10 protein-coding genes are annotated in these 14,200 nt (G+C 58.4%); 3 read left to right on the top strand and 7 right to left on the bottom strand.

Features of this window, described 5'->3' with window-relative positions; genetic code table 11:
- The first annotated feature begins 82 nt into the window (after window positions 1-82).
- The 3 genes from L0U84_RS03185 (at window position 83) to L0U84_RS03175 (ending at window position 4,231) form a co-directional block, all read left to right on the top strand.
- The gene (locus L0U84_RS03185) at window positions 83-796 is read left to right on the top strand and encodes a 4'-phosphopantetheinyl transferase family protein (protein ID WP_233847681.1); all 714 of its coding nucleotides are present in this window, start codon (window positions 83-85) and stop codon (window positions 794-796) included.
- A gap of 475 nt (window positions 797-1,271) precedes the next feature.
- Complete coding sequence (locus tag L0U84_RS03180; RefSeq protein WP_233847678.1) at window positions 1,272-2,738, top strand: hypothetical protein; 1,467 nt, start codon at window positions 1,272-1,274, stop codon at window positions 2,736-2,738.
- Between the two features lie 287 nt (window positions 2,739-3,025).
- Complete coding sequence (locus L0U84_RS03175) at window positions 3,026-4,231, top strand: glycosyltransferase (protein ID WP_233847677.1); 1,206 nt, start codon at window positions 3,026-3,028, stop codon at window positions 4,229-4,231.
- 301 nt (window positions 4,232-4,532) lie between these two features.
- On the opposite strand, the gene L0U84_RS03170 is transcribed toward L0U84_RS03175, so the two are convergent.
- The 7 genes from L0U84_RS03170 to L0U84_RS03140 all read right to left on the bottom strand — a co-directional run bounded on the left by L0U84_RS03170 (window position 4,533) and on the right by L0U84_RS03140 (window position 14,094).
- Window positions 4,533-5,462 carry a phytanoyl-CoA dioxygenase family protein gene (locus L0U84_RS03170; protein ID WP_233847675.1) on the bottom strand — a complete coding sequence of 310 codons (930 nt, stop codon included), beginning with the start codon at window positions 5,460-5,462 and terminating at the stop codon, window positions 4,533-4,535.
- Window positions 5,463-6,176: 714 nt separating this feature from the next.
- Window positions 6,177-7,205, bottom strand: coding sequence for an acyltransferase family protein (locus tag L0U84_RS03165; RefSeq protein ID WP_233847674.1), 1,029 nt, complete (start codon window positions 7,203-7,205; stop codon window positions 6,177-6,179).
- Window positions 7,206-7,421: 216 nt separating this feature from the next.
- Window positions 7,422-8,714, bottom strand: a complete 1,293-nt coding sequence (locus L0U84_RS03160) for a glycosyltransferase (protein WP_233847672.1) — start codon at window positions 8,712-8,714, stop codon at window positions 7,422-7,424.
- A 259-nt stretch (window positions 8,715-8,973) separates the two neighbouring features.
- Window positions 8,974-10,215, bottom strand: coding sequence for a glycosyltransferase (locus L0U84_RS03155; RefSeq protein WP_233847670.1), 1,242 nt, complete (start codon window positions 10,213-10,215; stop codon window positions 8,974-8,976).
- The gene (locus L0U84_RS03150) at window positions 10,212-11,447 is read right to left on the bottom strand and encodes a lipopolysaccharide biosynthesis protein (protein ID WP_233847669.1); all 1,236 of its coding nucleotides are present in this window, start codon (window positions 11,445-11,447) and stop codon (window positions 10,212-10,214) included. The genes L0U84_RS03155 and L0U84_RS03150 overlap by 4 nt, the downstream gene beginning before the upstream one ends.
- Window positions 11,444-12,880, bottom strand: coding sequence for a DUF6418 domain-containing protein (locus tag L0U84_RS03145; protein WP_233847667.1), 1,437 nt, complete (start codon window positions 12,878-12,880; stop codon window positions 11,444-11,446). The genes L0U84_RS03150 and L0U84_RS03145 overlap by 4 nt, the downstream gene beginning before the upstream one ends.
- Window positions 12,881-12,894: 14 nt before the next feature.
- Window positions 12,895-14,094, bottom strand: a complete 1,200-nt coding sequence (locus L0U84_RS03140; RefSeq protein ID WP_233847662.1) for a glycosyltransferase family 4 protein — start codon at window positions 14,092-14,094, stop codon at window positions 12,895-12,897.
- Between the last annotated feature and the right edge of the window lie 106 nt (window positions 14,095-14,200).

Below are 14,200 nucleotides of genomic sequence, written 5' to 3'. Positions count from 1 at the left end.
CTGCTCACCCTCCGCCGCCTGGCGGAGGGCTCGGAGCGCGAACCGTTGGCAGCCGGGTCATCTGTCGTTGCCGAAAAACACCGTGCAGATCTGGCTGCTGGACGACGCTGTTATCCAACCAGTGTGCAGGGTACTGGCAGATGCGCTCTCCCCAGACGAGCAACAGCGCGCACGCGCCTATCGACAGCAATGGCATCGTGATCGATTCGTCGCCCGGCGGTGCGCTCTGCGGTGGCTGCTCAGCGGCTACCTGTCGTGCAACCCCGAATCCTTGCGATTTCGCGTTACGCCGTTCGGCAAGCCCGTTCTGCAGTGGCCGGACGCCGAAAGACTCGCATTCAGTGTTTCACACACCGACGGGATGGCGTTGCTTGCCTTCGCATGGGATTGCCGCGTCGGCGTGGATGTGGAGCAATGGATCGACGGCCTGGACACTCCCGGCATTGGGCGCGGGACATTCTCCGCGACCGAGGAGAAGATGCTCGACGCAGCACGCCCCGATCCGACTGCGCGCCTGCTCAGCATCTGGACCCGCAAGGAAGCTTTGCTGAAGGCGCTGGGCACTGGTTTCTCCGGCGAGCCAAACGCTTACACCACCGAAGACGATTCACTACTCGGCGAGGGTCATTGGTGCGCGTCTCATCATGGCGCTCGCATCGCCGGCTGGACGTTTCTGGACCTTCCCCTCGGCGCACATTTCCGGGGCGCGCTGGCGTTGTCGCTCGAAGGCGCACGGGTCACGCTTCAGTTTTGTCAGGCGTCGAGCTTCGCGGACATTGGGGTATCTGCCGAGTAGCGGGCACACTATCCCAGCGACTCCGCCAACGCCAGCAGCAGGTGCCGTAACTCCACTTACACCCGGTCGTCGTTTGTCGCGCAACGAATCCAACTGTCGTTGATATGGCACAAGCACAAGCGGCGGGCGAATCCTCCTACCGCCCTTTCAGGCGCCGCTAACACTTCCACCCGTAGCTACCGGATTTCGAGCGGCACGCCGTTTGATTTCGCCGCTTGCCGATTCGATAGATCGCCTCGCGACTCCGTTTGAACCCGGCTACTAGCGCAGGAAGAAAACGTCCCGCTCGACCTCGGGATGTCGATGCGGCGACCAGGCAAAAAATTCTCAACCGCGATCCCCAGCCGGCAGGAATTATCCAGCATTCCTAAGGCATGTTAGCGCCTGCAGAAGTTCGGTGCGGCAGCGAACAGAGCGTAAACCGCATTACGTAAGACATTAGCTCCATAACATCCCTGCCTAGGGGAAAAGAAACATGAATCACAAATCGCACGTGCAGTCCTTCGTGGGGATCGCACGAAAGGAATTCTCTTGCGCCATCTGCGGAGCGGGTCCGTCTGGCATGGGTTTTTTGTTCCATGCGTTCAAAACGGGCAATCTTCCGGAGATCGCGAGAAATGGCCTTTTGATCATCGACAAACGCACCGAACTCGGCGCGGGCAAGCTTGGTGAGTATGTGAATGTCACCGGCAATACGGTGGGAAATACTTTTCTCGCTTGCCTCGAACACGAGAACTTCGAAGACGTGTTTGCCGATCTCAGAGCCAACTCGCCATTGCACCAGCGGATGGTCGAGGCGGCCGACGGCCCGCCGAATCTCACTGAAGCCGGCGCGCTGCTTGCGCTGGCGACCGAGCAGCTCCTCGCCTACCTCACTGCGCGGTACAACGTGACCGTGCTGCGCGGTCGCGAGATCGACAGGATTCGGCGCCTTGAAAACGGTGGCTTCGAAATCGATTTTCACGACGTGAATGACTCCACCGTGGTCAGTACGTTGTCGAGCGACACCGTTGTAATGAACCTTGGCGGACAGCAACAAGTGGGCGAAATCGCCCAGCTGTGTCACGGGCTGCTATTGCCGCCCCCGGACGCGGGCATCAGGACCTACGTGTCTGACGATGTGCTCAGCCTGACGACTCCGCGATTGATTGAAACGTTCGGGCGCGCCTTCTCGCGGCAACGCACGCGTCGCCCGAACCGGATCACGGTGATCGGTGGATCGCATAGCGCCTTCACTGTCGTCGACCGCCTCGCGATGGAACTAGGAAGCGAGGGCCTGGATGAAATTGCCGTGATTCATCGATCGCAGGTCCGCCTGTTTTTCGAAACGGTCGAAGAAGCACACGCCCATGGTTACGAGGTCGACGAAGTCAACGATGTCTGCCCTGTCACCCGGCGAGTCAATCGTGCCGGTGGTCTGCGTTATCGGGCTTTCGACATTGCGCGCTCGATCATGACGAACGGCCGTGTGCCCGGAGCGAGACCCCGCGTCGAGCTGATCGAGGCGGATTCGAGCGACTCTGCCCGGTTGCGCGCGCGCGAGTGCCTGAAAGAGTCGATCGCCGTTATTCACGGCGCCGGATATGGGCCCAACATGTCGATACTCGTCGATCATTTGGACACGCCAATTTCGCTGCAAGTCGGCCAGGGCGGAGTGGTTTCCGACAGGTACGGCTGCCCTTTCGATGCCAGCGGCAGATCAGTGCAGGGCCTGTTCTCGTTTGGACTGGGCTCGGGGTTTCGCCCCGACGAGCAGATCCGCCGCGAGACCGGATTCGAGGCGGCATTCCGCGGACGCATTTATGGCGTGTGGGCGTTTCATCATGACTTCGGCGCCCGGGTAATGAATGGTGTGCTCGAGGCGCTCGCCACTGTTCCGTTCGCGCGCGAGACTGAAGTCGTGCTGGACGAAAGCACAGAATCCCGAGTGCGTAGCAGCTAGCAGCATCATGGTGGGTTAGCGCACTGAGAATGACCACAACGCCTAGCAGTATCTGTCTAAGGGTTCACACGAAGACCCGATGGAGCAAAGCGAAGCCTGGATTCCACGAGTCCTTCGAGTGCGTGCGCAAACGGACCGCGCGGCGTTGAACTCGTCGCTTCATATTTCGTGAACATGTACGACGGTCGACAGCAGATTGTTCGACCGCGCCAGATCTTGCCGGTCCATTCAGGACGCTGCTCGAGCGCCTACAGAGAAGTGCCGGCTGAACGAGGGTTCGAATATCCATGAAATTGTTCTCCATACTGCCGGGACGCGAAGCAGCAGGCCTCAATAAGACGATCTCGCAGGAAAGCGCTGTGCCGAACGCGACCGGCGCCCGGATCGTGTGGTTCATGGGGCCGCGGGCAAGCAGGTTGACCGGAGTGGGCCAGCATAGTCTCGCGTTGGCCGCTGGATTGATGAAGTACACGAACCTCAGTGTTGAAACCGTCGACATTGATGCCGAGCCTCGTTCGCTCAAGCGCTACTGGACTCAACTGGTGATGTATCCATTGCACGCGATCCGCGTGGCGCGCTCATGCGACATGATCATCCTTTACCAGGAAGACCTGAGTTTCATGATTCCGATCATCCACCTCGCTGGTGGCCGGGTCTGCCTGATGTTCCATCACGTTCAAATTCCGGGGCACGCTCGCGGCATCGTCGAGAAGCTCAAGTCACTCTATGTAAAGATGCTTCTTCCCCTGGCGCCGAAGGCGGATCTCGTGCTCGTCGAAGCCGACTCGGCAGCCAGAGATCTGACAAGCGCCGCCCCCGTGAAGCCGGAGCTCGTGCAGATCGTGCCCTGCCCGTTCGACGACAAATATGCACCACTCGCTGCTGCGACGCCCGGTGAGACTCGCGCTCAGGCACGGGCGATCCTTAAACAGCGCCTTGGTCTCGAGACCGACGACGCGCTCGTGCTACTCAATGTCGGCTCCGATGAAACCCGCAAGAACAACCTTACGATCTTCCAGGCGCTGGCTAAACTGGCACGCAAGGATCTGATGATCGTTCGGGTAGGCAAAGCTTTCAACGCCGCCAATCGCATGGAATGCAAGACGCTTGCCGAATCGTCCGGAGTCCGCTTTCACTTTGCCGACTCGGTCAGCGAGGAGGATCTCGGATACTTTTATCAAGCGGCCGACATCTACGTTTCGGCGACGCTGCACGAAGGCTTCGGCCGTACCGTGATTGAGGCGCAGATGGCGGGAACACCCGTTATCGCCTCGGACATCCCGGTCTTTCGAGGATCGATGAGTGACTCGTTTCTCGCCGTTGCGGACCCGACGAACCCGGACGAGTGGGCGGCGGCAATCAGCAGTCTCGCCGACTCTTCTTCCCGGATGAACGAATTGCGGGAGCGCGGCAGGACCAATGCATTGCAATACTCGACGCACGTGGTGTGCGCCGGGTTGCATCGCATTCTGCTCCGGGCGTTTCGAGGCTGAGAAGACGGAAGGTCAGTTGGCTCTTCGAAGTCGCGGTGCAGTGAATCCAACGCGAATACTTCCGCACATCGAACGCGAGCTTTTCGCAGCGCAATCGTTCCGAGGCCAGGCGCGCTCGCTTGCCGGTCAACACGACGCTGCCTATCTCCGCTCACAGAACTCGTCGCTCGCAGCAACACGGAGGAGGCGTGGCTCAGCATCAAGCAGCGCGGGCTCCTTGCGCGCAACCAGCCCAATCTATCGCCGAACGAACCCGGCGGCACTCACTCCCTGAAGCATCAGATCGGCGATAGACAAAGTGCTATATGCGCTTGCGCCATTGCCTCAACGACCACCAACGGCGTTTGAAACCATAGTAGAGCCGGATTGGATCGATATTATTGCGTCGCATCACGCGGCGATACAAAGCGATCATCTTCCCCTTGCCCCGCCGCCAATTGAGTTCGATCTCGTCGCGTGTCGTTGTGTCGTTGAGCCAGTTGAACTCGCGGAACTCCGTTGAAACGGTGGCAGGAACATCGAAGACGACCGTATACGCGAAGCGCGCGGTCGCAGTGACATTCGGCCCTGCGCCATGCACCGTACGACCCAGGTGAACCGTGCACCCGCCGACGGGCACCGGACAGTAGACTGCATCGTCGGGATCAAAACCGTCGTAGCATTCAAGCCCGTGTGAACGCTCCTTGCCCGGGATCCTTCTGTGAGGCTGAACGCTCCATTGGTGCGAACCCGGAATAAAACGAAGACAGCCGTTTTCGATTGTCGCCGGTTGCAGAGGTAGCCAGAAGCTCACCTCGCGGTAATTGAACCGTGGGTCATGGAATGCTTCGTCCTGATGCCAGGGGGTTTCCGGGCCGGCTACCGGCGGCTTGTAGAAGAGGTGATCTCCCGCGAAGCGCGCCTGGGGACCCAGAACCTGCCTGGCGAGGACTTCGAGCCGCTTGTGATAGTCCGTCCGACGCAACCGCGGATTGAAGTTGCTCGGCATGCTCAATTGAGTGAGTCCGGTCGAGGCGAGAGGATTGTCACCAACGAAGTCGAACAAAGCGCCCTCTTTCGCACCTGCACCGGCGAATATGAGCCGCTCGCAGATGCCTTTTAGCTCAGCGATTTCCTCCGCGGAGGCAATATTCTCAAACGAACTGAAGCCGCGCTCTCGAAGCTGGGAAATCTGATCGGCGACTAAACTGCTTTGATTGATACATTCGGGAAGTACAAAATTTGTTTTCATGCTTTCTCCAATGTAACCCCACCACGCAACGGTTATCTTAGTAGTATTAATTGCGAGATCTGTTCGATACCGCCTGTATCAATGCTGCTAGTTGGTCTTTACGTGTGGTGCCATCAAAGATCCATCCTTTCTTCCGGATACCTGTTTTGTTTCCGACTAGACCGGTTCGCATTTTTGGGTGCTTTATCTCAACCCACGGGACGCTGGCAAAGTGCGCCCTGTTGTAAAAGAGCGGACGCATTTTTCCTTACATTTATCTTATAACTGCACTGCTTGTGCGATAAGACTTCCCAGCAGCGTTGACGGCGAGGTCGATCGAAACCTCTCGATAAAGGACGAGTAAGCAGCGAAGAGATTCAATAGCGCCGGGTGAGGTTACCGGTGAAAGTCGCGCGGCCATTTACACTCTGACGGCTGTTGGATTTGCTTCCACGTCGGCGGGAACTGGCTCGCACTCGCGTCAATGTATCGCGCACACGTTTGCGAGCTATAAAGCCGCGTAGAGAATTGCCGCGAGCTGCCATTTCCGTCTCGGTCGAGCGCACCCGGTGAAGCGGCCGGTACCGATAGTTGCCGCATTGGCGTGCAACCACCCGGACCGACTGACTGCCCGGCTCAAGTTCTCTCGCGCAATCTCCGCCCCCCATCCAGGCGTCGCCAACGACTGCAGACCTGCCCCACGGGGTGGCAGAATTCGACCCAACTCCCAATCCATTAAGCCGCACCCGTATCTGCCTGGTTGTTCACATAGCCCTTCACATCTCGCCCACCCATATTCTTCAAAGCGCGGAGGATCTTCTTTTCTATCAACACGTGCACCAACCCGCCCGCAATCAAACTAACCGCGATAGCAAACGCGAAGTACGCCACTCCAGCCGAGCGGCCACTCAATTTCAAAACCTTATAGATCGCCAGATATGCAAAATTTAAAGAAAAGAAATGCGACAGGTAAATGGAGTAGGAAGCATCACCAAGAAACTTCAATGCCGGGACGATGTGTGCCGCGCGGTACTTTTTGAACAGACCCTCCAATCCAATAAATATTGAAACGACGCTTACCGCCGGCAATCCGAAATATACCGACCGACGGTCGGGCAAGCCATAGTAACTAAAAATCAGGAATGCGATCAATGCGATCCCACCCACCGCAAACAAGGAGACCTTTTTATCCACAATTCTGAACAGGATGGTGCCGACCAGAAATTCTGCCCAGAAATCGTTGAAGATAAACTGCATATAAAAATTCTGCGACGCGTAGAAAGACGAGCTCCACAGAATCGCAAGCACGACCGCGATCGGCCGGCCCGGCATCCCCGCCGCCAGTGCGAATACGAGGTAAAAGAGCAACTCGTACGACAGTGTCCATCCCACCATGAGCAGCAAAGAGTGATGGGGATCGGGAATCAGCAGGTAAGAATTGATAATTCCGGGCGGGAGCTCAGTATGCGTAAATGCCAATTTTGGAACGATGATCAACGCGCACAAAGCGACAGTCGTGAACAGCCAATACATCGGCAAAATTCTGACCGCTCGCCGCACGATGAACGAAGGAGCATGGAGTTCCTTTCCGGCAGTGATGTACGACATGATGAATCCGGAGACAATAAAGAATATCTCCACCCCAAATTGCCCGAATTCAAAGAAATTAAAGGGATAATCTCCCGAAACCACACCCTTCTTTGCAATGTGATAGAGGACGACAACAAATGCCGCCAACCCCCGAAGCATTTGAATTGAAATCATTTCTTATTTTCCCGATTTTAATGTACCGCCTTATTCTTTTGATTCAACCACTCCTTACACGCTGCAACGAAATTTTTAATAAAAGACGCCAACCCATTCACGATCCGGAGACGTCCATTTACCAACCGCTCCCGCTCAAGCAGGGCAATCCGTCTGAAACCGATCTGGCCGGAGCAGTGCGCGCCTCGCGGTTCACCGCGAGGCGCTCGCCCGTTTTCACGGCTGCTTGGCAGTGGTACTACGCTGCACGACGTCTATCGCAATAGGGGACATTTTTCCGTCGCCAACAACGACATTCGTCTCCGTCTGCGGAACATACACTGGCCGGAGCAGGTCACCCCAGCGTCGTGCAAACACCGGCATGCTGAAATTGCGTTCGCAGAAAGCAGCAAACCGCGTCGTCGCCTCCATGACTTCATTCAGATCCGCAGAGGGGTCGTCAAGGAAACGATGCAACCGACCTTCGTCCATCGCCAGCGCCGCATCTTCGAAATTCAGACCCTCGTACGCGGCATCATTGCCGACCGGAACGCAACCGAACGAGACAGCTTCGAGCACCTTCGACTTGATGCCGCCGCGCAGAAATGTCGGGCATAGTGCAATCGAGTTGGGGGTATAGACTTCGTCGAGCGTCTTTGCAAAGCCGGCGAACACGACGTTCGGCACGGGTTCGTATTGACGGGACATACGTCCGTAAATGACCAGCGGCAAACTCAACTCGAGTTTCTTCCACGACGCCACCAGGTATTCGATTGCGAGTCGGTTCTGCAACTGGCTGTCCGCGCCGACGAATACGAACCGAACCGGGTCGACGGGCCGCACCACCGGCTTGACCGAGTCGACTGGCGGGGCGATCACATGCACTCGCTTTTTGATTGCGTCGGGCAGGATACGCTCCAATGCGTCGGCATCCGTCGTCGAAACCAGCGTCACGGCATTCGACGAGGCCGCCACCCGCCGCTCATGGCCTTTCAGCGCAAACTCCTCATATCTGAGCAGTAGATTGCGACTGAATCGCGCATTGATCAGCGAGACGACTACCTTGGGAATCGATTTTGCGAGGTAGCCTACGGACAATGCGAAGTTGCCGGTTCTCAGGATATTGGCACGCCGCGACATCAGGTCGTCCAGGTCGCAGATGATGTGGCTCGACGGATAGCGTCGGCGAACGAACGCGGCGTAATCGACCATCCGGATGCCATCGAAATAGATGACGTCGGGCTTATAGTCTTCAATCGCTTCGACCAGCCGTTTCTTTCCATCACCACTGGCGAACATGGCGACCTGCAGTGCGCAAGGCCTGCCTGTCACCAGACCTGCCCCGATCCTCAGGCCCGCGCGCAGCTTCGAAGCGAGCGTACCCGTCTCGAATACGGAGTGAATCTTGAGTTCGCGTACGTCCGCATCCATGCCGATCGCCTTGCGGATGTAGCACAACGTGCGTTCGCGTCCGTTGGACGCGGACCGGGGAATATCCCGGGTCATTACCATCAATACGCGCTTTCTCATGAATCCTCCGAATGGAGAGGTTTCTTAAATCATTCCAGCAGGCTACGGAAGCAAGTTCAGACGTGAAGTGCCGCGTTTGCCAATGGAAAATCTTTACCGCCATCCTCAGAGACTCGCCATTATCCTTAGATGATTCGGCATGCTAATTACGGTTCTTTCCAGATTGGCGTCCGACCTTTCCGTCAATCTCCATACTTCATCGAGTCACTTCGTTGCAGAACCTGTCGTACGTGTGCGCCCATCCCATCCACAACCAGCGTTATCTCCGAGCGTCTCGATCCACTCCGATTACACCCCCGCCCCCCTCGCGCTGATCCTGTCTCGCAGCAGCCCTCAGAACCGCTTCGAATTGCTGCAATTGTCGCGGCGGCAGGAAGTGATTGCGCTGTTCGTGGCAACGGTGGGCCATTCCGCGGTAGAAATCCGGGTCGTCGATGAATCGCCGGATCAGCGCGCCGAGCGCCGCGACGTCGCCCCGCGGGACGGTCAACTCGGGAAAGGCGCTGAATACTTCGGGCAATCCGCCGGAGGTGAAAGCGATGGACGGCTTGAAAAATTCCCAGGGCTCGAACGCGACCATTCCGAACGGTTCGTTCCACATCGACGTAACGACCACGAGATCGACAAGCGGGTAAAAGTCTTTCGCTGGAACGAAGCCATACCGCACGACTCGCAGATCGGGGTATTCGGCGATCAATTGATCCAGAATCTGTTCGTTGTCCCGGCCCGCGATATGCAGTTCGAGGTCGCCTCTTTGCGCTGCAAACGCACCCGCAAAAAACTCGCGAATACCTTTGGTCGCGTCGGTGCGCCCAATAAAGCCAATGCGGAAGGGTTTGCGCGGTTCGGTGAGCGTCGAAGGGACTGCGCTGAACGGTTGCCGCGCGTTATGAATGACGCAGGGTTGGGCACCGCCGAAGAAATTCTGCCGTCGATGGCGTTCCAGCACAAAGTCGCTGACTCCAACCACGTGCCCGACCAGCCGCGAAAACCACGCCTTCGGAGCTGAAACGGTCCGGCATCCGTTGCATGCCTGCTCACACGCGCGGCCGTCGCGGAACATCGTCGAGGTCGGACATATCAGCCAGTAGTCGTGCAGCACATGCACGACTGGAATCCGCAGACACCATGCAGCGAGCCAGATCGCCGGTCCCATTCCCTTGAGGTTGTTCGTGCACAGCACGTCGATACCAAGGCCACGCAAATGGCGCAAGGCATAGAAGAACACGAGCGGGTTGAATGTATCCAATGCACCGAACAAGGCCTTTTTCAGCCCGCTGCGCTCGGCGTGCGAAAACTGGTTGTAGATGTTTGTATTCGGCATGCTGTGCACGCGAAGACCGTCCACGACCGCTGTTTCGGACGAGCGCGAATCCGACAAGGTGAAAATGGAAACGTCATGCCCCCGATCACGCAGCTGAACCGCGAGATCGTAGACGACCATCTCGGTGCCCCCGACAACATTCGGCGGAAAGCGGTTATTGCAGAGGCAGACTTTCATTGCGCCACCTTTAAGCGTTGCCCCTGTCCGAAGACGGCACCCCAGAACAGAACGATCGACAAGGCCGTCCCCACCGCCGGTGAATACATCATCAGCGTCGTTGGCATCACGAATGGCGCCACACCGATCGCAGCGATAGTCACGATCAATTTGATCGTCATCAGCCGGTAACGCCGCGCCGCGATGAGCCACGTCGTGAGCCCGGCGTCCACGAACGTCGCGATCGAGCAGGCGGTGCCGAAAATCATCACGGGGATCCCGGCTTCGAACGCAGGCCCATAAATCAGCAGGAACACCGGCCGCCCGATGAACAGGCTCCCGACCAGTGCCACCGCTGCGATCACCGCCAGATACGCGCTGAGCTTGATCGCCTTGTTGCGCAGCTGGTCCTCGCCGCGGGCGACGAACACCATGGCCGGCGCAAGAGCCAGTGCGAGCGTCGTGCCAACCGAGTTCCACTGCTCGACGAGCGACGCCGCAGCCGCATAGATGCCGAGATCCGTCCTCGACATCAGCGTGCCGAGCAACAGGCGGTCCATTCGCAACACCAGCACGCTCGCGGCAATCGCCGGCCACATCCTGAGTCCGCGAACGATCAGCGTTCGTTTGACCGTTTCCGAACCGTGCAGGGACGGTGGCCGATGGAACGCGAGAGTTCGATAACGGGTGAACGGCGCGGCAACGGCCACATAAGCTTCGAGCGGCCAAGCAAACGCCGCGACGACCGCGCCCACCGACGCGTGCGCGGCGCCTAGTAGCCACAGCACCCGCACACCGCTCGCGTACGCTTTCGCCCGCGTGATCACCCAGGGCTTGGTTTCCGCGTAGGCCATCAGCGAGCCGAGCGCGATGGGTTCGCACAGCATCACCAGCCCGGCGACCAGCATCAGCGCGGTGTTCGAGGACTGCGTCAGCAAGCCGACGACGACCAGGAACAGCAGCGTCACGCTGAGCGTGGAACCTAGACGCAACCGGAACGCACGATAGAACACGAGGTGCCGCAGTCGCGGATGTCTGCCGAAGATCGGTGCTACGGCCTGAGCGCTGAAGATCAACGCCGCGCTGCTGACGACGTACGCGAGCGACAACGCGAACTGCAATTCGCCGAAGAAGTGAGCGCCGTACAGCGTGGCGAACAGGTGATTACTCGCGACCGCCGCGAGTGCGCCGATCACCTTTTCGCACACTACGCCGGACAGCGACGAAACCAGCAGGGTTCGAAAGGTTTTCACTGTGTCACCAGCCGCTTCAGTTTGATCGGGGCGGCTTTCGAATCGATCAGCACCCACCAAAGGTAAGTCAGCGCCACGTACATCAGCGTCCGAACACTAAAGAAAGACCAGTAATCGCCTTGCTGGATCCCAGCGCTTGCGTAGCTGAACAACTTGACGATCAGCCATAGCATGATCACGCCGCCACGCAGCGCGAACACGATCTGCAATGCGCAAAGCACCCCATAGATCAAGCCCGTGAACGCAATGAACAACGCGCCGCCGACAAGACCAAACCAGAATACGGGGATCGCCATCTGCCCCATCGTGAAGGTGATGTCGTCTTTGATATACGAGTGGATCAGCTGCGGCTCGCCGTACGCGACCATCACGTCGCGCAAGCCGCTGTAGCCGAAGCTGTCGTCGAAGGTGGGCTGGTTCATCGACAGCAGCGAGTCAGCGAAGCGCCAGAAGGCCGGTGCGCCGCCCGACGGAGGTGCGGTGAATAGATGCGCGTCATAGTCGACCACGTACCAGACCTGCCCCTGCAATAGCGAGCGATCCGTCATCGTGTTTTGCACATCGAGCCCCTGCCCTTCGTAGGCGGAAAATACCGAAGCGATACCGATGATCAGCGCGACGCCTCCCCCGATTGCCATATACCGCAGAACCGGCTTGCCTCGCATCAGCAGCACCGCGATCACCGGAGCGAGCACCGACAGAAGGAAGTGCAGCACGGACATGAACTGCTCGCCGTGAAGGATGTAGAGACCTGTCGCCACGATGATCAGCAAGATCGAAAACCACCTGACTGCCTGGTTCTTGCTGGTGGCGAGCGCGCCGAGAATCAGGGCGAGAAAAACCGCGTTGTTCAGGAACGTGTTGAACAACAGACTATCGGACCCGGTACTTTCGTTGCGAATGGTGTACCGGTTCACACCGTTGATCAGCGCGAAACCTTGAGTCAGTCCAGCTGCCACGCCGGCCCCGATAATCGCAAGCGCCAGCGTGAATCCCAACACCACGCTGCGCGAGTCGACGGTGATCAGCGCAACGGGTACGCTCGGATTGCGAATGTTTAACGAGCGATTAAAGCTGTAAAGCGCACAAACGATGAAGAGTGCATAGAACAGAAGGAGCCGGCTGAAAGAACCGTTCGGTTCGCCCTGGACCGCCGTCTCGATCATCAGACCGCCCGCCTCGATGCCGATGCCGGCGACGAATGCGGTCATCCCGATCATCATGAAATACAACATCGACACCGAAAAGAGCGGTCGCGTCGCCACCAGATAGATGAGCGCCAGCGCCGCCAGCACGAACGTCCATGTCGCGCTTGCCTGGGCGTAGCCGAGATACGGCAGCGCCGTATTGAACAGCAAGGCAAACACGGCCACGATCGGGACGATCAGGTGTGCCAGAGAAATGGTCGGCTCGCCAGCCTGTTGAATTTGCATGGCCTGTCCGCTTTCTATTCTGCAGAGGTGTGCTTACCGTCGACGGTGTCAGCGCCGGTCGCTCTCAACAGCCCGTCACGCAGCGAAGTGCAGAGCACGTCCGACGAGTACTGGCGCGCGTTGATCTTGCCGCGTTCGACGAGACGCTCCGCGAGCACAGGATCGTTAGCGAGGCGGTCGATCGCCGTTACCCATGCGTCGGGATCGGCCGGATCACTGACCGGTAGAAATGAATCCCCCATCGTCGCCCGATAGACCGGCATGTTCGAAGCGACCACCGGGGTTCCGGCGATCTGCGCCTCGATCACGGTCCGGCCAAAACCCTCGTGCAGTGACGCGGACACGTACATGTCCGCGGCCTGATAGAGGTAGCCGAGATCTTCGTCGCTGACCGAATCGAGAAAATGAGCACGGACCCCCATGTCGCTCGCCAGCGTCGCGCATTCCTTGCGATTGGCGAGATTGAATGCCTTGCCGGCGCGAACGATGACCAGATCCTTGCGCTTCATCCGGGCCAACGCGCGAAACACCGTTACGTTGTTTTTGCGGGTTTCGTCCGAGCCGACGTTCAGCAACAGGATCGCATCGCCGATATCCAGACCGATGCGCTCCTTCAGAATCTCCCGCGATCGAGCCCGCGCAACGCGTCGCGTCGGCTCATCGAGCGGCGAATATTTGTCTTCGAACGGGCAAGGCATGATCTGGATGCGCTCGGGTGGAACCGGCACCACTTCAAGCACCTCTGCGGCCGTCACTTCACTTTCGACGAGCACCAGATTCGACCATGCGACCTGCCGTCGGATCGCGCGGATATACAACTCCTTGAGCCGCTCCATGACGCCACGCGCTTGCCCTGGGCGGGAAACGTGATGGAAAAGCACGCAGACCTTGCCGCCGGCAAGACGGACGAACGGCACGAGGAAGCTCAGATCCTCCTGATAAAGGACGACCATATCGCACGACCGGGCTGCCCGGACCGCAAGCAGCGGGTACACGACGAACTGCCACCAGTAGCGCTTCAGCGAACGGGCTTGCGCGGGGATATCGATCACCTCGACATTGAATCCGGCGCTCCTGTTCAAGGCCCGAATAAATATCAGGCTGTGTTGACCGACGCCGTTCCAGCTGCTCGAGCGCGGGCCCATGAACCAGACCACCCGCAGATCGCCGCTTGCACTCGGCGCCGCGCGCCGTGACGAGCTCTGATTGTCCAATCCTCTGGTTGCCGGTCCCATCTGCATCGAAAAAAGCCCCATGTGTATCCCCGATTGCGACAAATGCGTCTTTTTTGTGATCAGCCTGAAGTTGCCAGGCAGCCTG

Origin of the sequence: Paraburkholderia sp. HD33-4, assembly GCF_021390635.1 — a bacterium.
GTDB lineage: Bacteria > Pseudomonadota > Gammaproteobacteria > Burkholderiales > Burkholderiaceae > Paraburkholderia.
Note: the sequence above shows the minus strand (reverse complement) of the source record. Positions and strands in the feature narration are given on the sequence as shown.